The sequence below is a fragment of the Haloarcula hispanica ATCC 33960 genome (assembly GCF_000223905.1).
GTDB classification, from domain to species: domain Archaea; phylum Halobacteriota; class Halobacteria; order Halobacteriales; family Haloarculaceae; genus Haloarcula; species Haloarcula hispanica.
Genome location: NC_015948.1, coordinates 471377 through 490374, shown reverse-complemented (window position 1 = coordinate 490374; position 18998 = coordinate 471377). Strand labels below are relative to the sequence as shown.

Annotated in this window: 20 protein-coding genes; 8 read left to right on the top strand and 12 right to left on the bottom strand. The window is 65.8% G+C overall.

The annotated features are described in order from the left end of the window. Window positions 1-116: 116 nt before the first annotated feature. Window positions 117-1151 (top strand): phosphoribosylaminoimidazolesuccinocarboxamide synthase, encoded by a 1035-nt coding sequence (locus tag HAH_RS02500; RefSeq protein ID WP_014039495.1) that lies wholly within the window; start codon window positions 117-119, stop codon window positions 1149-1151. Window positions 1152-1175: 24 nt separating this feature from the next. Here HAH_RS02500 and HAH_RS02495 read toward each other — a convergent pair whose 3' ends face one another. Next, window positions 1176-2159 carry a formyltetrahydrofolate deformylase gene (locus tag HAH_RS02495; protein WP_014039494.1) on the bottom strand — a complete coding sequence of 328 codons (984 nt, stop codon included), beginning with the start codon at window positions 2157-2159 and terminating at the stop codon, window positions 1176-1178. A 145-nt stretch (window positions 2160-2304) separates the two neighbouring features. Here HAH_RS02495 and HAH_RS02490 point away from each other — a divergent pair, with 145 nt between their 5' ends. The 3 genes from HAH_RS02490 to purQ are packed head-to-tail and all read left to right on the top strand — an operon-like array spanning window position 2305 to window position 3736. Beyond that, window positions 2305-2697: a GAF domain-containing protein gene (locus HAH_RS02490; protein WP_023843121.1), complete on the top strand. Its 393-nt coding sequence runs from the start codon at window positions 2305-2307 to the stop codon at window positions 2695-2697. 51 nt (window positions 2698-2748) lie between these two features. Then, window positions 2749-3003 carry a phosphoribosylformylglycinamidine synthase subunit PurS gene (purS, locus tag HAH_RS02485; RefSeq protein ID WP_014039492.1) on the top strand — a complete coding sequence of 85 codons (255 nt, stop codon included), beginning with the start codon at window positions 2749-2751 and terminating at the stop codon, window positions 3001-3003. A gap of 55 nt (window positions 3004-3058) precedes the next feature. Continuing rightward, window positions 3059-3736: a phosphoribosylformylglycinamidine synthase I gene (gene purQ / locus HAH_RS02480; protein ID WP_014039491.1), complete on the top strand. Its 678-nt coding sequence runs from the start codon at window positions 3059-3061 to the stop codon at window positions 3734-3736. A gap of 195 nt (window positions 3737-3931) precedes the next feature. Here purQ and HAH_RS02475 read toward each other — a convergent pair whose 3' ends face one another. Genes HAH_RS02475 through HAH_RS02465 form a run of 3 tightly spaced genes read right to left on the bottom strand, consistent with a single transcriptional unit; the run spans window position 3932 to window position 6497 of the window. Beyond that, window positions 3932-4747, bottom strand: a complete 816-nt coding sequence (locus HAH_RS02475; protein WP_014039490.1) for an ABC transporter ATP-binding protein — start codon at window positions 4745-4747, stop codon at window positions 3932-3934. Beyond that, a complete protein-coding gene (locus tag HAH_RS02470; RefSeq protein ID WP_014039489.1) occupies window positions 4744-5448 on the bottom strand; it encodes an ABC transporter permease in 705 nt (234 codons plus the stop codon). Before HAH_RS02470 ends, HAH_RS02475 begins: the two co-directional genes overlap by 4 nt. A 5-nt stretch (window positions 5449-5453) precedes the next feature. Continuing rightward, the gene (locus HAH_RS02465; protein WP_014039488.1) at window positions 5454-6497 is read right to left on the bottom strand and encodes a substrate-binding domain-containing protein; all 1044 of its coding nucleotides are present in this window, start codon (window positions 6495-6497) and stop codon (window positions 5454-5456) included. Between the two features lie 119 nt (window positions 6498-6616). Between HAH_RS02465 and HAH_RS02460 the strand changes: the two genes are divergently transcribed. Beyond that, window positions 6617-7345: a TOBE domain-containing protein gene (locus HAH_RS02460; RefSeq protein ID WP_014039487.1), complete on the top strand. Its 729-nt coding sequence runs from the start codon at window positions 6617-6619 to the stop codon at window positions 7343-7345. 272 nt (window positions 7346-7617) lie between these two features. On the opposite strand, the gene HAH_RS02455 is transcribed toward HAH_RS02460, so the two are convergent. The 3 genes from HAH_RS02455 to arcS form a co-directional block, all read right to left on the bottom strand. Then, window positions 7618-8694 (bottom strand): archaeosine biosynthesis radical SAM protein RaSEA, encoded by a 1077-nt coding sequence (locus HAH_RS02455; RefSeq protein ID WP_014039486.1) that lies wholly within the window; start codon window positions 8692-8694, stop codon window positions 7618-7620. 38 nt (window positions 8695-8732) lie between these two features. Next, window positions 8733-9140: a VanZ family protein gene (locus tag HAH_RS02450; protein ID WP_014039485.1), complete on the bottom strand. Its 408-nt coding sequence runs from the start codon at window positions 9138-9140 to the stop codon at window positions 8733-8735. 62 nt (window positions 9141-9202) lie between these two features. Further along, entirely contained in the window at window positions 9203-10990 is a 1788-nt protein-coding gene (gene arcS, locus HAH_RS02445; RefSeq protein ID WP_014039484.1) for an archaeosine synthase subunit alpha, read from the bottom strand. 372 nt (window positions 10991-11362) lie between these two features. On the opposite strand from arcS, the gene HAH_RS02440 reads away from it, so the two are divergent. Next, on the top strand, window positions 11363-12508 hold the full coding sequence (locus HAH_RS02440; protein ID WP_174878662.1) for an alginate lyase family protein: 1146 nt from the start codon (window positions 11363-11365) through the stop codon (window positions 12506-12508). Window positions 12509-12583: 75 nt separating this feature from the next. Further along, the gene (locus HAH_RS02435) at window positions 12584-13459 is read left to right on the top strand and encodes an NAD-dependent epimerase/dehydratase family protein (RefSeq protein WP_014039482.1); all 876 of its coding nucleotides are present in this window, start codon (window positions 12584-12586) and stop codon (window positions 13457-13459) included. A gap of 27 nt (window positions 13460-13486) precedes the next feature. Here HAH_RS02435 and tgtA read toward each other — a convergent pair whose 3' ends face one another. From tgtA to HAH_RS02420, 3 genes are all read right to left on the bottom strand, one after another. Continuing rightward, window positions 13487-14959: a tRNA guanosine(15) transglycosylase TgtA gene (tgtA, locus tag HAH_RS02430; RefSeq protein WP_014039481.1), complete on the bottom strand. Its 1473-nt coding sequence runs from the start codon at window positions 14957-14959 to the stop codon at window positions 13487-13489. Window positions 14960-15070: 111 nt separating this feature from the next. Further along, complete coding sequence (locus tag HAH_RS02425; protein WP_014039480.1) at window positions 15071-15328, bottom strand: hypothetical protein; 258 nt, start codon at window positions 15326-15328, stop codon at window positions 15071-15073. A 44-nt stretch (window positions 15329-15372) separates the two neighbouring features. Beyond that, on the bottom strand, window positions 15373-15918 hold the full coding sequence (locus tag HAH_RS02420) for an NUDIX hydrolase (RefSeq protein ID WP_014039479.1): 546 nt from the start codon (window positions 15916-15918) through the stop codon (window positions 15373-15375). Between the two features lie 94 nt (window positions 15919-16012). Between HAH_RS02420 and HAH_RS20255 the strand changes: the two genes are divergently transcribed. Continuing rightward, complete coding sequence (locus HAH_RS20255; protein WP_023843119.1) at window positions 16013-16138, top strand: hypothetical protein; 126 nt, start codon at window positions 16013-16015, stop codon at window positions 16136-16138. A gap of 15 nt (window positions 16139-16153) precedes the next feature. Here the strand turns inward: HAH_RS20255 and HAH_RS02415 are convergent, their stop codons facing one another. After that, window positions 16154-18265 carry a hypothetical protein gene (locus HAH_RS02415; protein WP_044951663.1) on the bottom strand — a complete coding sequence of 704 codons (2112 nt, stop codon included), beginning with the start codon at window positions 18263-18265 and terminating at the stop codon, window positions 16154-16156. Between the two features lie 127 nt (window positions 18266-18392). Then, window positions 18393-18989, bottom strand: coding sequence for a tRNA (pseudouridine(54)-N(1))-methyltransferase TrmY (gene trmY / locus HAH_RS02410; protein WP_014039477.1), 597 nt, complete (start codon window positions 18987-18989; stop codon window positions 18393-18395). Between the last annotated feature and the right edge of the window lie 9 nt (window positions 18990-18998).

Sequence of the window (18998 nt, the reverse complement as noted above, 5' to 3'; positions counted from 1 at the left end):
CCTTCCGAGCGCGAGTGATACTGTCTGTGACGAATTTCGCCACCGCGAACATCTCACAATAGTTACAGCCGACAGTATGAGAAACGTCTTTGTCCCCGGCCCGAAAGGCGGGCACAATGACGAGCGTCAAGGAATTCCGCGTGGACGAACCGGCGACGGCCGAAGACCTCGGCCGCGGCGCGTTCGTGTTCACGGACGACTACTCCGTGTTCGACTGGGGCAAGATGCCGGACCGGATCCCCGACAAGGGCGCGTCGCTGTGTACGATGGGCGCGTACAACTTCCAACTGCTGGAGGAGAACCACGTCCCGACACACTACGAGGGCGTCAGGCTCCCCGACAGCGACGAGGTGCTGGACCTCGGCGAGGCGCTGTCGGCCGACGCCGCCCCCGAGGAGATGGTCATCGAACTCACGCAGGTCCCGGACCTCCCCTTCGAGGACGGGCGCTACGACTACGACGCATACCACGGGGCTGCCGACGAGAACTACCTCATTCCCCTGGAGATCGTCTTCCGGAACCGCGTCGGCGTCGGGTCGTCGCTACGGTCCCGGACCGAGCCCGCCGACCACGGGCTCGACTACGACACCTGGCCCGAAGAGGTCGTCGACCTCGACGAGCCCATCGTGGAGTTCTCGACGAAATACGAAGAGCAGGACCGGTATCTCGACCGGGAGGCAGCCGACCGGATCGCCGGCACGGCCAGCATCGACCGCCTCGAAGAACTGGCTCGGGCGGTCAACCACATCGTCACCCAGCAGGCCGCCGAGGCCGATCTGGTCCACGAGGACGGGAAAATCGAGTGCCTGTACTACGACGGGGAGATACGCGTGGCCGACGTGGTCGGCACGTTCGACGAGAACCGCTTCTCCTACGGGGGCCAGCAGGTCTCGAAGGAGGTCATCCGACAGTACCACAAGCGCACCCAGCCCGAGTGGGTCGAAGCCGTGAGCGAGGCCAAAGAGCAGGCCGACGCGGAGAGCGTCGCCGACTGGAAATCGCTCTGTGCGGAGTCGCCAGAACCGCTCGATGAGGACGTAATCCAGGTCGCTCGCGACCTCTACTGTGCCGGCACGAACGCCTACATTGGTGGCGACGTGTTCGACGCGCCGTCGCTCGACGAAGCCGTTAGCGCCGCTGGCGAACTCTAAGCTGTTTGAAAGTACAGCGCGTTTTCAGTCGTCAGCCTCGATCTCACCGTCGTCCTCGGCGACGAACTCGCCGAGGCCGTCGATGGGACGGTCGGGGTTCAGCTGGTCGAGTTTCTCCGGTGCGCCGAGTTGGGCCGAGGTCTCCTCGGGGTCCCGAAGCTTCGTCCGGCCACGGTGGACGTTCACCTCGTCGTTGAGGTGGAGTTTGATGGCCTCGATGAGCGCTTCGGCTTCCAGCGGCTGGCCGATCTGCTGGAGTTCCTCTTCGGTGGCGTCGTCGGGGACGTTGAACGCGCGCTGGGTGATGATCGGCCCTTGGTCCAGGTCCGTCGTCACGTAATGGGCGGTGACGCCGGCGATGCGGACGCCCTCCTCGATGGCCTGCATGTACGCCGACGCGCCGGGGAAGGCGGGCAGCAGGCTCGGGTGGACGTTGATGATGCGGCTCTCGTAGCGGAAGACGACGTCCGGCGAGAGGATGCGCATATACCGGGCCAGCGCGATGAGGTCGGCGTCGTACTGCGCGAGCAGGTCGAGCAGTTGGTCCTCGTCCGGCGTCCCCTTCTCGTCGCCGATGTCGTGGAACGGGACGTCGTACTTGGCCGCCAGCGGTTCGAGGTCGTCGTGGTTCCCGATGACCACCTCGATGTCGGCCCCGAGGTCGCCGTTGGCCCAGGCCTCGAATAGCGCCTCTAGACAGTGGGACTCCTTCGTCACGAGGACGGCGATGGTCTGGGTCTCGCGGTCGGACGGGAACCGGACCTGCACGTCGACGCCGAGTTCGTCGCCGAGTTCGGTGAGGTCCTCGCGGAGCTTCTCCTCCGTCGTCACCATCTCGGACGTGTCGACGCGCATGGTCATCCGGAAGACGCCCTCCCGAACGGCCTGGTCGAGGTCCTCGATGTTGATGCTGCGCTCGAACAGGAGCGAGGTCACTTCGGCGATGAGGCCCGTATCGTCCTCGCCGACGACCGTAATCTCGGTCAGACCGCGCGTCACGATTCCCACCTCCGGACAGCGTCGTGATTCATTTGACCCAGAGTCGGCAGTCCCTCGGCAAAAGCCTTCGTTTTCCACCTAGCGTGGACACCAACGCTTTGTGTGTCGCTCCGTGTATATATGGCCGTGATGAGTGATTCGCCGACCGTACTCTGTGCCCAGCCGGATTCCGACGAGCGTGTGGAGACGGTCGACGCGCTCCCGCGAGGACTCCATCTGCACCCACACGATTCTCTCGGGCGAGGCGATGGTCGCCGAGGCCACCCACGAGGACCCTCGCTTCGCCGAAGTTGACGCACTGAAACGGCTCGACAGCAGGTCTTACGCCGGCGTGCGAATCACGGACAAGGAGGGGCGGGCTATCGGCGCAGTGTACTGTACCGACGGCGAGCCGCGGCGCTACACTCGGACCGATCTCGACGTACGCCAGCGGCTACACGCGAGTCCCCACCGGTATCTGCACGCTGACGCGGGCGACCTCGACATCCGGGTCAAAGGGCTGACCGACCAGCCGTCCGACTGGACGCCGGTCAGCGCCGGGACGTGACCTGCCGGGAGAACACAAGCGTTTTCTCCGCTGCCCGCTCGCTTGCCAGTAATGACTGCCTTTACCGCGACCGTCACCGTCCGGCTCAAGCGGGGCGTCCTCGACCCCGAAGCCGAGACGACACAGCGCTCCCTAGAACGCCTTGGTTTCGACCTGAACGACCTCCGCTCGGCGGACGTGTTCGAGCTGGACCTCGACGCCGACAGCGCCGAGGACGCGGCCGAGCGCGCCGAGGAGATGGCCGAGCGGCTCCTGGCGAACCCCACCATCCACGACTACGACATCGAGGTGGCACAGGCAGAATGACCATCGCCTCGAAACTGACGGCAATGGTCAGTGCTGTCTCACGGAGGGGGCCCGCGTGACCATCGCCGTCATCCAGTTTGGCGGCTCGAACTGCGACCGCGACTCCGTCCAGGCTCTGGAGTCGCTCGGCTTCGACGCTGAACTCGTCTGGCACGAGGACGGCCTCCCCGAGGATGTCGACGGCGTCGTCCTCCCCGGCGGTTTTTCCTACGGCGATTACCTCCGTGCCGGTGCGATGGCCGCCCGCTCGCCCATCATGGCCGAAGTTCGTGAGGCAGCGAGCGAAGGCACGCCAGTGCTTGGCATCTGTAACGGCGCACAGATCGGCTGTGAGTCGTCGCTGACCCCCGGCGCGTTCACGACCAACGAGAGCGCCCGGTTCCAGTGTGAACACGTCCACCTGCGCGTCGAGAACGCCGACACGCCCTGGACCAGCCAGTACGAGGACGGCGAGGTCGTCGAACTCCCCATCGCCCACGGCGAGGGTCGCTATGAAATCTCCGACGACCGCTTGGACGAACTCGAAGCCGAAGACCGTATCCTGTTCAAGTACTGCGACGAGGACGGCAATGTGTCCCCCGAGGCGAACCCGAACGGCTCGAAACACAGTGTGGCCGGCGTCACCGGTGAGGACGACCACGTCGCCGTCATGATGCCCCATCCCGAGCGGGCGACGCTTTCGGACTTGGGCCGGACCGACGGCCAGGGCGTGCTCGAGGGCTTCGCCGAGTAACACCGGCAGCTTCGGCTTTCATTGCGGTGGTTTCACAGAAGATCTGAACCGGACGCGTAGTCGCACCGCTACGGAGTTCGTTTCAAAGGGGAAGGGACCAGCGGAGCGTGTGACATAGTCCGGCGGTCCCTAGTCCAGCTTTGTGGGTCAAGCCGTATAAGCGCACGCTTACCGGAGTGTAAGTGAAATCTCCAGTTATGGGTCCGCTGTCGGCGGCTGCGGTACACGCGACCCTTCCCGGTCACCGACGAGCAGTTCGCCGTCGAGGAACCGTGCCGTCCGGGCGTCGGTGGGGTCCTCGAACAACTGCTCGGGCGGGCCGGTCTCGACCAGTTCGCCGTCGTGAAGGAAGGCCATGTGGTCCGAGATGCGTTTCGCCTGGTGCATGTCGTGGGTGGCGACGACGACGCCGACGCCGCGGTCCCGCGCCCGCTCGATGGCGTTTTCCAGCAGCGCCGTGTTGTACGGGTCAAGGTTCGATGTGGGTTCGTCCAGCAGCATGACCGCCGGGTCAACGGCGAGTGCCCGCGCGAACGCGACACGCTGGGCCTCACCGCCGGACAGCGAGAGCGCGTTCTGGTCGACCGATTCCGCAAGTCCGACCGTTTCGAGCGCGGCCATAACGGTATCGGCGGGCCGTGACGAGCCGACGAGTTCGCCGAGACTCCGGCGAACTCGGGCTCGCCAGGGTTCTCTGACGCGCAGGCCGTAGGAGACGTTCCGATGGACGGGCGCGTTGAAGAGGCTCGGCTCCTGAAACACCATACTCACCTGCCGGCGGATACTCAATCGTTCGTCGTCGGCCATCGCCCAGATATCGTCGCCGTCCCATGCGACCGTTCCATCGTCGGGTCGGCGAAAGGTCGCAAGCAGGCGCAGCAGCGTCGTCTTGCCGGTGCCGGAGGGACCGACGACGGTGACGACTTCCCCCGGTTCGACCGCCAGCGAGACGTTCTGGAAGACGGTCGAGCCGCCGAACCCAGCATTTACCTCGGTCACGGAGAGCGTCATACCGAGCGCTCACCCCGGCCCTGATTCCTGAGCCACGATCCCAGTCCGTTGACGGCCAGCACGAGCGCGAGGAGTATTACGCCGAGAACCAGACCGACCTCGTAGCGCCCCTGCCGTGCCTCGACTGTTATCGCCGTCGTCAGTGTCCGAGTGTAGGACTGTCCGTCGCTGTAGACGATGTTGCCGCCGACGATGAGTATCGATCCGACCTCGCTGATGGCCCGGCCGAACCCGGCAAGAATGGCGGTAACGATGCCGAAACGGGCCTCCTTGATGACCGCCAGCCCAACGTCGACTCTGGTTCCGCCCATCGCGTAGGCCGCGTCGCGGACCGACTGGTCGACGCCCTCGACCGCCGAGAGGCTGACGCTCAGCAGGACCGGCGTCGCGAGGATGAACTGGGAGAGTATCATCGCCCGCGGGGTGAACGCGAGGTCGAGGCTCCCCAGCGGGCCGCTGTTTGACAGAAGAATGAGGACGACTAGCCCGACGACGACGCTCGGGAACCCCATGCCGGTGTTGACGACGGCTGTGACCAACCGCTTCCCGCGGAAATCGGTGAAGCCGATACCCAGCGCGACGGGCAGGCTGAACAGCGTACTAAGACCGACGGCGGTGAGGCTGACGTACAGCGAGACGGTGACGATGCTCACGACGTACGTCCAGCCGCCGTCCGGGAGCTGTGCTTGCAGTGGAATCATCGGGGTCAGTAGTCCGCCGGCACCTGCTCGTCGACCCAGTAGAGATACTCCTTGTCGCGCGGTGAGAGGCTGCTGGCCTGCTGTGCCGTGTACCCCTGCGGGACGTACTGGCCGAAGTTCGGCTCCTCGGCGATGGCGTTGGGGAAGAACAACTGCGAGCCGTTGGCGGTGTAGTCGGCGATCATCGACTGGCCGGTCGGGCTCGTCAGGAAGCCGATGTAGGCCATCGCCGCCTCGTAGTTCACGTCGTCGTATTTCGCGGGATTGACCGCCATCACGCCGTAGGGGTTCTTGAGGATGACCGGGCCGTCCTTCAATGGTCCCTGAACGTGAATCACGAGGTCGATTTCTGTTTGCATCGAGAGGTAGGTCCCGCGGTCGGCGAGCGTGTACGCACCGGTCTGGCTCGCCTGCACAAGTGTATCGCCCATCCCCTTGCCGACAGCGCGATACCACTCGCCGCTTGGGTCCGTGCCGGCCTCATCCCAGATGATGAGTTCCTTCTTGTTCGTCCCGGAATCGTCGCCCCGCGAGACGAACGTCGACTCGCTCTCGGCGATGGTGGTGAACGCCTCGGTGGCGCTACCCATCCCGTTGATGCCCGCCGGATCGTCCTCCGGGCCGACGATGACGAAGTCGTTGAACATCACGTCCCGGCGGTTGACGCCGAAGCCGTCCTGCATGAACTTGTCCTCGGCGTTGCGGGCGTGGACGAGGATCACGTCGGCGTCGCCATCCCGCGCTGTCCGGAGACTCGCGCCGGTCCCCTTCGGGATGGTCTTCATCGTCACGCCGTAGTTCTCCTCAAACACGGGATGGAGTGCGTCGAGAAGCCCCGTGTCGTAGGTACTCGTCGTTGTGGCAAGGACCAGTTCGCCGTCACCGATCTGGCCCGAGCCAGTCTGCGACCCACCGGACTGTCCGTTCCCTCCACCGTCTGTCTGTGCCGCCGTTGATTCGCTGGTGTTGCTCTCGCCGGCGCAACCAGCGAGTCCGACGACGGAGGCGGCACCAAGTGATGCGAGGAAGCGTCGGCGTTGCATCGACATGGACACAACGACGGCGGCAGGGTTCTTAATTGTTGATGGTGATGTCTGTCACACTGGCCTCAGCGGGCTCATAGGTTCCGCGCGGCAACGCCTTTGTGACGGCACGGTCATGTGGCGGTATGGACGCGACCGCGGACGTCGAAGTGCAACTGGGGCAGGGCGACGTGGCGCTGACTGCCCGCGACCGGACGCTCTTGCAGGCGGTCGCCGCCCACGGGTCGCTGAACAGCGCCGCCGACGCGCTCGGCCGGTCCTACGCCCACGCCCAGCGCCGAATCGTCGAACTGGAGGACGCCTTCGGCCCGCTAGTCGACCGCAGTCGCGGCGGCAGCGGTGGCGGCGGCAGCGAACTCACGGACACCGCCGAGCAACTGCTGGCCCGCTTTCAGCGCCTGCAAGCCGAGTTCGACGGCGTGGCGACGACAGCGGAGACGGTCCTCCGAGGGACCGTCGTGGACCGCGACGGCGAACTGGCGACCGTCGAGACGCCGCCGGGAACGGTCCGGGCCATCGTCGACACCGACGCCGAAGCCGGCGACACCGTAGAAGTCGGCATCCGCGCCGACACGGTGACGCTGAACGCACCGCCCGCTGCGCCCGAACCGGCGGGAACGAGCGCGCGGAACCAGTTTGCGGGCACCGTCGAGCGTATCGACGAAGGTGCCTCTATCGCGCTGATCGCATTGGCAGTCGACCCGGACACGACGCTGTCGGCGGTGGTGACCGATACGAGCCTCGACAAACTCGACATCACCACGGGCGCGGAACTCGTCGCCTCGTTCAAGGCAACCGCGACCGTCGGCGTCATTCCCGCTATCGAACAGTCGGGGCCGGATGAGTCGTCGTAAGCGAGTGAAACACGGTGACTTCGAAGGGACGCCTCAGAGACCCCAGTTAGACGGCAGCAGCTCGGACTGGCAGGCACTACAGGCAACCATCCCATCGTCGTCGATACACTGTCGCCGTTCGCCACACAGGTCACATTCCGCGACCGTCCCGCGTGTATTGAAACTGCGCCTGTCCTGGTCACCGTTCGGGGTCATATCGAACAGTCTTAGGCGCGAAAGACGGATAAACGTTGGTCGGCAGGCCGTCACACGGGTTCTCCGGGTCGAAGGGCCTATCGAGCGAGCGGAAGCGAGTAACTCTTCTCACGTTCGATGACGGCGTCCCACGTCGCCTCGCACTCGCAACTCACCTGCTCGAACACCGACGGGTCCTGCCGGAGGTCGAAGTCTTTGATAGCGCGCTGGACCTTGTCGTCACACTCGCCGCAGTTGTGCGGGCCACGGTCACTGCCGTGGCCGACGGGGTCTGAGACGACGATGACATCCTCGTCAGCGGTCGCCTCCAGCACGTCGGCGACCGACCAGAGCCACGGCGGTCGGTAGCCGCCGTCGTGGTACAGTTCCTCGACCATCGTGTAGCGCTGGACGTTACAGGGGTTCATCGACACAGTGTGACAGCCCTCGACGGCCGCACAGCGCCGTACGGACCGCTTCATGTCCTCGACGGCCTCGGCTTCCGAGAGGAAAGGCGGTTTCATCAGCAGATACGCCTTGACGCCAGCGCCGGCCGCCTGCGCCGCCTCGGAGGCTTCCTCGAAGTCGGCGAAGTCGAAGTACTTGTTGACGCAGTCGTGGCGCACGCGGTCGGTTGCGGTCTCGAGGCCGACGGCTACGTCCGTCTCCAGGCCCACATCGACGAAGTCGCCGACTGTCTCCTCGTCGACGAAGTCCGGCAGCGACTCGACGACGATACGCTCGCGGTCCGCGAAGGTTTCGGCGATGGCCCGGCGCGTCTCCGCCGGCACCTCGCGCTCGTCGAGGAAGCTCCCGGAGGTGTAGATCTTGATGAGGCCGCTTTTGTCGTCGCTGTTCTCGCTCTCGTGGTCCAGACAGTGCTGGATCTGGGCCATGAGGTCCTCGTGGGCGACGCTGCCGCCCTCGACGCTTTCGGCGACGTAGCCACACATCGTACAGCCGCCGGCACGCGCCCACCGGCAGCCGCCGGTGTTCAGGATGATGGTCAGGCTCTGGTAGACGCCGTCCGGCGTGTTGTCCTCGTCGAGCCACACGCGGGTCGGCTCACGAGGGTCGTAGGTCGAGTCGTTGCGCGACCTGATGTCACGCATCACGGAGTTGTGGGCGTCCATGCCCTTGCCCTCCTCGTAGACTTCGGGACTGGGCTTGCTCATTGCGGCGAGGTAGCCGATGAGCGCGTAAAGCCGCTTCGTTACTGCCGGGATCGTGGGTCGGTTCGGTCCGAAAGTGCGCCGGAGCGGTGGGCCACGAGCCACGCCAGTCCGGCCAAAACGGCCCCGACAGCGTTGGCCACGAAGTCAGTACCGCTCACACCGCGTGACGGGACGAGCCCCTGTAGCAGTTCGACTCCCGCCCCGTAGCAGACGGAGACGGTCACGAGTGCCACAACTGTGGTCACATCGCGGGCCTGTCGACCCCACGCGAGCAGTGCCGCCAGTAGCCCGTAACTCGCCGCGTGAACCCACTTGTCCAGCCTAAAACCGAGGAGTGCTGGGACCTGCTCGCCCGCCCCTTCAGGAACCGGGAGAAGCGAGGTGACGAGTAATAACAGCGAAAACCCGACAGCGGGCAGGTAGCGGCGGGATCCCGACCAGTCCATACTGGCGGTTCTCCCGTTCGGCAGATAAGTCGGACGGTCAGATGCAGCGTCGGTCAGTGGTGCTACTGCTCTTCGGTATGGCGCATCTGGACGGCGATGCCCCGCGTCGAGGACTGCATTTCCGGGCCGCTCATCTGGGCGCGGCCAACACCGAAGGCCGCGTCGCCCTGAATCACCACGTCGTCACCGACGCGGATATCGTCGCTTGCGTCCGTGATTCCCGGTGCAAGCACCGAACCGTGGGGGACGAACGGCTCGATTTCGACCGTTTTGGTGTGAACGTCACTCTCGACCCAGCGGCGCGCCCCGGCGGTGGTCAGCGAGAGGACCCCGTACTGCTGGGCCAGCGCCGCCAGCTGTTCGCCGTCGGCGTCGTCGGCGCGCAGTTGCGGATACCGGCCCTGCGTCGACAGATCGTCGAACAGTTCGTCGCCCGCGCCCTCGCCGAACTGGTAGTCCGCGACGGCGCGGATGGTGTTGTGTTCGCGCTCCCGCTTCGGATAGCGGTCCCAGCCTTCCAGTTCGGCAGCGAGGTTCCCCAGCGAATCCGCCGTGGTCGGGTGGTCGGTGACTGTGTAGGTGAACTCCCGGCCCAGCGAGTCGGCCACGCGCTCGCAGATGTCGCGGTAGCCTTCGCCGGGTACGTGGGCAATAATTTTCGGGTAGTCGGTGCCTTCTAAATACCGTTCAAGCACGCGGCTGACGAACTCGATTTCGGTGGCGGTCCAGTTGCCCGTCACCACGGAGTCGTAGTGCTGGGCGGGGTAGGTGAGTTCGAGTTCCTGGGGCACGACGCCGATGGGCGAGGTCATCGAGACGACGTGGGCGCGCCACTTGATCGCGTCGTGGTACTGCTTGTGGCTCTGGGAGTCGCTGTAGGGTTTGCGCGCGGAGCAGGGGACCAGCACAAGCGGGCGGTCGTCGAAGCGCGGCACGTAGCGGTCGGTGACGCGCTCGGCGAAGCGCTGGATTTCGACGCGGCGCAGCGAGTCGTCACTGGCTGCCGAGAGGTCGGCCCGCCGGATGAGCGGCGTGCGCTCCTCCAGGTAGCTGTACCGCTGGTCCAGTTGCCGGAACGTCGCGGTGAGCCAGTTGTCCTGTCTGGCCTGTCCCTCGACGTAGTCCCGAAGCCTACCGTCACGGATGCGGCGGCGGACGCGGCGGAGTTCCGCAGCGAGGGCGTTGACGTTGTGTTCGACGCAGTCCTCGCGGTCGAACTGCTCACGCGGTTTCTGGCAGGCTGGACAGGCACACGGGAGTTCGTCGAGGTCTTCGAGGAAATACGCCTCGTCGGTCGTGAGATACCGACCCTCAGTCCCGCGGACGACGGCGCGGTCGGGGTCCACGAGGTCCACGCCGGCGTAGACGAGCGTCGCGACGTTTCGCGGCGTGGCGACGCCAGGCAGGTAGAGCGCGGTGTCGGCGGGGATAGCCTCCCGGACGGTCGTGACGGCGTCGACGAACGCCGACGCGTGCCCGACGTAGCCGGGCGCGCCGGCGAGTACGTAGGCGTCACTGCCGTGGTCGGTCGCGGTATCGGGCGAGACGACGGCCGCGCTCGGGAACGACACGTCGGGATAGTCGACGGCGAAGGCCTCGGCGACTTCGTCCGGCGTGCCAGCGGGGAGTCCGCGGTGGGGCAGGACAGTGAGCAGCGAGTCGTCGCCATCGGGGGCGTCTTGCTCGGTGGGCCAGCGGCTTCCGGCGTCGTCGAGGACGTGCCGGCAGTCGCCCGGCGTTTCTGTGTCCACGTCGTCGACCAGCGCCGGCGTCGTCACGGAGTCGGCGAGGCGTAACTCACCCACTCGCGCGGCGCTGTCGCGCTCGTGGATCTCGAAGTAGTCGGTCATGCAATGGCGTCAGCCACGCGCGACCAACTATCTTGCCTTTGTACCAGCACCGGCCTCGGTGGCGACCGAAGGTACGTTCAAACGCTCCATACTTCGTCCCAGTCGACAGTTATGTGGCCATGATTATCGCGGACAGGTCGCTATCCGCTGATTAGCTGGGCCCTAACTAAATCTATAGGGGACGACTGACCGTTCGTGCAGCGACAGACACGACGAGACGTGTTGCTCGCCCTCTCGGGGACAGCCGTAGCGCTGGCGGGCTGTTCGACCGGCCTCTCCTCAGGGGACTCGGACGCGAGGGCCGCGTCACACGAGACGGAGCCGACACCGACGGAACAGGTCGCCGAGTCAACAGTGGAAAGCGGGCCCGCAATGTTCGTCCATCTCGATACACTGGATGCAATACAGTCCCGTGTCGAGAACGGAGACAGCCCGTGGACAGGGGCCCACGAAGCCTTCATGGACGATGTCCGCGACGCGATGGCAGCGGATCCCGAGAGCGTCACGGACAACGGCGACGGCCACGAGTTCAAAACGAAAGGCCCCGAGGACCCCGGAGCGCGCAAGGACTACGTTGCCGCCATCAGGACAGGGGACAGAATACGGGATCTTGGCCTCGCCTACCAGTACACCGGTGCGGATCAATACGCCGAGAAAGCCGTCGAACTGCTGGACCACTGGTTCCTGAGCTCGGAGACCTATATGGCCCCTGTGAAAACGAACAGCATCGAGCAGTTCATTACGCTCCCGAAAATGTGGTGGGGCGCGGAACTCGTTCGCGGCCACGAGGCGTGGACCGACGACGGCGTCGGCACGGAGGCCGACCTGCAGGAGTGGGTCCGAACGTTCCTAGACGATGTCGGTCATAACATTCCGACCGAGATGGGGCAACAGAACATCTTCAACTGGCAGGAGATGACCCACGCCGCCGGGTCAGTGTATCTCCGGGATTGGGATCGCTTCCGTGATGCCATCCAACGGAACCGCGAGACCGGCTTCAACCAACTCCGCGAGGACGGCCTGCTGGAAAACGAGATTATTCGTGCGTCGAGTCTGGCGTACTCGCTGTACGCGGCGAAGGCACTGGTCACCGCCGCGGAACTCAGCCGACTCTACGCCGACAAACTCAGCGGCCCCACACTGTACGAGTACCAGAAGTTCGACGGTGACAGGGGTGCCATCGAACGTATTCTTGACGCCCACGCACCGTACGTGGCTGACCCGGAGGCCTGGGAAGCGATGGGCGAGGGAGCCCCTGATCGGTTCGTCAACAACGACGGCTTCCCCGCCAGAAAGCAGGAGGCTGCGTCCTCGCTGTACGAGGTGGCCTACTCGTACTACGAGAAAGACACCTATCTGGAAACGCTCAAACAGAGCGGCCAGCCGGTGAAGAACGTCCCGACGTACGTCTCGGCCCAGCAGGCGGCAATCGATAACCCCGACCGACCGCATCGCGACGAGCGCATCCTCGGCTGGACGACGTTCACGCACGGTGAGCGGTTCCGGCTTGACCTGTAGCGAGTCAATCGGACACCAGTCACGGAAACGCAACCACACCACCACGCTTTGGATGCCAGCAGCCACAGTGCAGGTATGGATGTTGTCGTAACCGGCGGCCGTGGGAGTTCCGGGCGCTGGATCGTCGACCGCCTCGCCGGACCGCATGACGTGACAGTGCTCGACCGCCGCCTCCCCGACGATGGGGGGCATCCGGCCGTCGGGTACCGAGCGCTTGACCTGACGGACGCCGGGGGCGTGTTCGACGCGCTCACCGCCATCGACCCGGATGCAGTGGTCCACTGGGCGGCGATTCCGGTCGCCGGGAACCACCCGGGGGTAGACCTGTTCCGGAACAACACGCTGGCGGCACACAACGTGCTCTCGGCGGCCGGCCGCGTCGGCGCTGACGTGGTGCAGGGCTCCTCGGATGGCGCGTACGGCTTCTTTTTCGCCGAAGAGACACCGGTTCCTGACGAACTCCCGATTACGGAACAGCACGCGCTTAGGCCGGAGGACGACTACGGGCTCTCGAAGGTCGTCACCGAGGAAATCGGGAAGACAATCGCCCGCCGGGACGGCATCGCTGTGGCGTCGATTCGCCCCTCCTGGATACAGATTCCCGGAGAGTACCCCTGTCGGGACGAGGGGTACGTCAACGACCTCGCGGCCGGCGCAGGCAACTACTGGTCCTACGTGGACGTGCGAGACGTGGTCGACCTCGTTGAGGCCGCGCTCGCGGGCGAGGTTTCGGGCCACGAGGCGTTCAACTGCGTCGGCCCCGACAACGCGCTGGGCCGGCCGCTGGTCGAACTCATGCGCGAGCAGTACGGTACTGTCCCGGACGATTGCACGGTCGAAGGAGACGCTGCGGCGTATTCGACGGCCAAGGCCACGGAACTGCTGGGCTGGGAGCCGACCCGTTCCTGGCGCGAGGCGGCCGACGAGAACGTGGCCGTGCCGACAGTCTGACCGGCAGCGGCCGAGACAACTGCGCCGTCAGTCGCGGGCGTGCAAGTCGCGCAGGCGGACGCCGTCGGGAACACGGTCGAGCGCCGTCGCCGGCCAGTCGTCGTGGACCAGCGTGAAGGACACGTCGGGATGGAGTTCGACCAGCCGCCGAACACCGTCTGCTGCGGCCTCGTAGGCCGCCCGGTCGGTCCGGTCAGGGACCTCCGCGGTCAGGGGGTATGTGTCGGCGAGTTCGCGCGGATACGGGCCAAACGGGGGACGGACGCCCCAGGTCTCGTCGTACTGTGCGCTGGAACTGCCTTCGGTCAGCAGCACCTCGTCGCCCTCGACTGGGAGGCGCTCCAGTCGGTTCTGATGGCGGCGGACCTCGGGCCGGCGAGCGCTTTCGTTCGAGGTGTAGAAGAAAGCGTCCTTCGAAACGGGGTCAGTCCGTTCGAGTTGCTCAGCGTGGTCCAGCAGCGCGCGGTAGCCGTCGAGCATGGCCGGGTGGCCGCGGGCGCGACTGTCGACCAGTTCCATGAGATTGCCCGAGCGGATCGCCTGCTTGACCGTCCGGATTTCGCCGTAGGTGACATGCAGGTTGTGTCTGGCGAGCAGCTCCTCGCGCTGGTCGGCGTCCATCGCGTCGAGTTCTGCCGGCGTGTGGTCGGTACAGACTGGGCAGTGACACGGGAAGTATGTCAGTTCGGACAGCAGTTCTGTCCCCTGAACCGTGAGATAGCGGTCGTCGCGAGCGTACAGCGCATACGCCGCCGAGTCGAACAGGTCACAGCCCAGCGCCGCTGCCATCGCAAACATCATCGGGTGGCCCGCACCGAACAGGTGGACCGGGCCGACCTCCCCCAGCCCGCGCTTGCAGGCCGCGACGACGTCGGCGAGATCGGCATAGCGGTATTCGTTCATCAACGGGACGACGGCCCCCAGCGGAAACACGTCCAGTCCGGTAGAGACAGCGTCTGCGGCGGCCCGCTCTCGTAGGTCCGGGTACGTCGCACCCTGAACCGGTGCGCTGACGAGCATCTCGCCGGTGTCGACGGTGGCAGCGTGTTCGAGCCGCTTCTGGGTCGTGTTGAGTTCCTCGGTCGCCCGCTCGCGGTCCACGTCCGGCGGCGTCGGGATATCTACCGGCGTCCCGATGTCAGAGCCAATTTCGTGCTGGAACTCCAGAATCTCCTCGGTAGTCACGTCGATGTCGCCGTATTCGGCGAGCTGGAAGGACCCCGAGTCAGTCATGATAGCCCCATCGAACCCAAGCAAGTCGTGGAGGCCCTGCTCCAGCACCGGCTCACGGAGATCGTCAGAGCCATGCAGGATGTAGCTGTTCGTGATGAGGATCTCCGCGCCGAACTCCGATGCCAGCGTCGCCGGCGCGACCGTCTGGACGTGTGGGTTGACCACTGGAAGGATAGTCGGCGTCTCGACGGTGACGCCGGCCCGTGGCACCGTTAGCTCGCCCAGCCGGCCCGCGGCGTCGTACTGGCGGACCTCGAAATTCGTCATTACACGTCGTCGTCGGTCAGCGCGCCTAAGGGTTGTGTTCCCCCGTGAGCGCAACCGTTCGAAATCGGGGGCAGCAGTGGACAGAGCGACGCGCCGGCCGGCACAGCGCCGCTATTCGTCGGGTCGGTCCGCCCCGCCGGGAACCAGTTTCCGTTCGGGTCGGTGGACGGTCCCGGAGTCCTCGTCGGCGACGTACGCCTGTGACGTCCGGAACATATCGACCACCTCGTCACGGGACCCGTAGGCGTCCTCGACAAGCCGTTCGAGCAACTCCGCCCGCGAAATCGGGTGGCCGGTCTGACGGCGGACAGCCGCGCGCAGTTTGTCCAGCCGGCGTTCCGTCTGTTTGTCGAGTTCGATCGATGCCATATGTTAGATGGTACCACCCCTCAGGTTTTCAAACTGTCGTCAGTTCAGCGCTCGAACAGGGCATAGTACATGATACCGACGGCAGACCGACTGTCACGGAGCGTCCCGTCGCGCACCGACTGGACTAGCGAGTCGAAATCAGCAGTGTCGACCCGGATCGATTCGTTGTGGTCGAGGTCCTGGTCGGCCGTGGCCGCACACCCGCGTGCGACGTAGTAGTGGAATACGTAATCGGTGTTGCCGTTGGCCGGTTCGCCCGTGTAGAGATGGTCGAGCGTGTCGGCCTCGTAGCCCGTCTCCTCGCGGAGTTCGCGGGCGGCGGCGACGGTCGGGTCGTCGTCTCCGTCCTCCATCGTCCCGGCCGGCAGGCCGCGGTTGACCCGTCGAACCGGCTGTCGCCACTCCTCAATGACGACCACGTCGCCGTCGGCGGTAAACGGGAGCACGATGACGCTATCGCCGTGTTGCACGTAGTCGAACTCCTCCTCGGTTCCGTCGGGCAGGCGCACGTCCTCGCGGACGACATCGAATCCCGGACAGGCGTAGGCGGTTTCGGCACCGAGCGTTTCCCAGGTGAGTTCCTCGTCCATATCGGCAGTGTGGCCCCCACTGGCAAAACCGGCACGGGTCCACGAATATACAGGCACCAGACGGATACGACGTGGTGTGCTATGTGTAGTTGGAATGAGAATATCGACGTTCGGCCTCCTGGTCGGTGTCGTGTTGTTCGTCCTCCCGGCCCCCGGAACGTTCATCGCCGGGGGACTGGTGCTCGTCGCCGGCGCGCTAGCCCGCTGGGGCGGGCTCTGAGCGCAGGGGAAGAACTTACAGTTTGTCGGCGGCCTGCGCCTGCTCGGTCCGCCGCTCGGCCTGGTCGAGCCGCCGCCGGGCTGCATTCGACAGCGGGTCCGAAAGGTCGTCGTTGGCGTCCTCGATTCTGGTCGCGACGCGCTGGAGTCGGTCGGCGACGGCCTGGAGTTGTTTGTCAGCGTTCCCGCGGTCACCGGCCTCGGCGCGTTCCGTCGCCCGCTTGGCGGCCTCGACGACAGCGGCGAGTGACCGTTCGAGGCCCTGGATAGCGTTCTCGGAGCCACCGCTGCCGCTGTTTCCGTTCTCTGTCCCGTCATCATCGTCGTCGCTGTCGCCGTCCATCTGGTCTGCGACCGACTCCCGGGTTTCCTCGGCGATATCGACGAGGAACGACGCCAGCGACGCTTTGCCGGTGCGGGGCTGTTCGATTTGTGCCGCAGTGTCGGCCTCGGGGTTCGGGTTCACGCGGAACGCACCGATCTCGTCGTCGCTATCCCGGACTTCCGTCGTGTACGCGCCGCCGCCGTGGACGTAGACGGCATCGGGCTCCGAGAGCGGGGCGTCGTACAGCCGGCCCGCGAAGTCGTCCTCAACGGCGAGGTCGGTGAGGTCGCTGTCGGCTCCCGACGGATCGACTTCGAGGCGGGTCGCGTTCTCCCGGGCGACCAGGGGGAGTTCTCCATCGACTCCGGCTCGCGTCGGCCCGTCAGCCGACTCCGAGTCGTGGACCGACACCGTCTCGCTGTGTGGCGCGACGCCGGCCCCGTTGACGGTGAACCGGTGGTCGCCTTCGGGCACGTCCTGGACCACGGCCAGTCCAGAAAAGGTCGGGACGGCCTCGGGGTCGCTCTCTAGCAGGGCGACGGACTCGACGGCAGTGTCCTCGGTCGTCAGTCCCTCGTCTTCCGGTGCGTCGTCGTTCGAGACGGCTTCCGAGAGGCTGGCAACGACGGTCCGTATCTCCGCCGGTGCCCCGATGGCGTCGTATCGTTCAGCCAGCGCCGCCCGGTGGTTGGGCTCGGAGATGTCCGCGGCGGGGTTCTCGTATCGCGGCTGGTTCCAGGGTGCGCCCGTCGTCGTGATGTGGCCCGAGACGACGTCCTCGGCGAACTGGGGGACGGCGAACTCGAAGCTCAACTGCGGGCCGGTGAAATCGGCGATGTGCTCCAGTTCGCTGCTCGGCACGAGATCGTACTCGATGTCCGGGTCGGCCTCGCCGCGGTCAGTGTGCTGGAAGACGAGCCCCGTCTCCCGCGTCGGCAGGTCCGTCGGTGGTTGGGTGAGACTGTCGAACGAACGGATCGTGAGCGACTCCGAAATGAGGTCCTCGCGGCTGACCGACGGGAGCCGCTCGTGTTCGTACAGCGGCGCGCCCTCGTACTCCGGAACGAGGTAGGGGAGCCGGGACCCCTCGTCGCGCGGGAGCCCGTAAGCGACGGGGATCTCCGCGAGGTCTTCGATGGTTTCGACGGCGCTGTTCGTGATGTCCGCGAACCGGTCGCCCTCCGGCAGCCGGGTGAACCGGTCGCGAGCGTCGTTGACCGACAGCGCGCTAGAGTGTGACCCCAGTTCCGAGAGGATGCGTGGGACCATCTCCGGGTCGGGGTCGAGGAACTCGTTGTTGGGTACCTTCCGGGAGTGCGAGCTGGCGACGTACAGTTGCGGGTCGCCCGTCCCCGTGTCGACGAACACATGCAGGACCTCCCAGTCGTGCCAGTGGAAGTTCGTCGTGAACTGGTCGAACGCCGAGTAGAACCAGAACTGGACGACGGCGAGCGACGAGTTCTCGTACTCGACAACGTTGTAGAACGCCGTCGGGTCCGGCGGCTCCCCTTCGGTCATCCGCTCGTGATACCCGTCGAAGGCGTCGAACCCGTCGACGACGGTTTCCCCGTCCTGTTCGCTGGTGTACGGACGCGGGTCCGTCGGGAACCACGGCTCCGCCTGATCGAAGTACAGCGTCGGCGCGAACCGGCGCGCGAGTTCTTCGGCCCGTTCGCCCTCGACTGTCGAGGCCGCGTCGTCGCTCCCGCCTTCGAACGCCGAACAGCCGGCGACGGACGCGAGGCCGGCTCCGGCGACCGTCTGCAGAACCGCACGGCGGGACAGCGCGCCCCGGTCAGTCATCGATACCTCGTCGCGTCGATGCGTCGTCCGACAGCGCAACCGGCCGCTGTCTCCGAGCCCAATAATCCATACACTATTCAGCGAATCGCGGAGGAAAACCCTTCTGGCAGTCACCCAGTGTGCCCCGTCAGTACTGCTCGAACCCGTCCGTATCGAGGTAGTTGTGCGCGACCGTGATCGAGTGGTCAGCGTGGAGGGCCTTCGGCCCGAGCGAGACGCGCTCGTCCGCGCGGTCGGCCAGCAGCGTCGCTTCCTCGTCCCGGAAGTCGTGATGGTCCGAGAGGACGAACACCGGGTCCGACGGCGGTGCAACGTCGACGATGGGGTCGCCGTCCTCGTGCAACTGGACGACGGTTCCGCGGCTCGCCGCGTCGTCGAGCGTCCCCTCGAACCCCCGTCGCGTGAGCGACACGCCCGGCGAGGTCTCGACTGGGATGTGGCCGATAGCTTCCTCACGCTCTTCCAGCGCCTTGCGGATCAGCGCCGCCGTGGACCGTTCGTCCGGGTTCAGTCGGCGGAGGTCGCTCCCCTCGAACGTGACGGTGTACTCGTCCGCCAGGATCAGATGGACCCGAACGTCCTCGCGGATGGCGTGGCTCAGGAAGAACGCGCTGGTGACACACCGACAGAGCACGTCGAGCCGGCCGGCCGCGCCGGCCAGGTCGTCGAGAGAGAACTCCGGCGTCGTCGGGGCGTCGTGGCCGATGATGACGAACTGGCGCATACTGAGCCG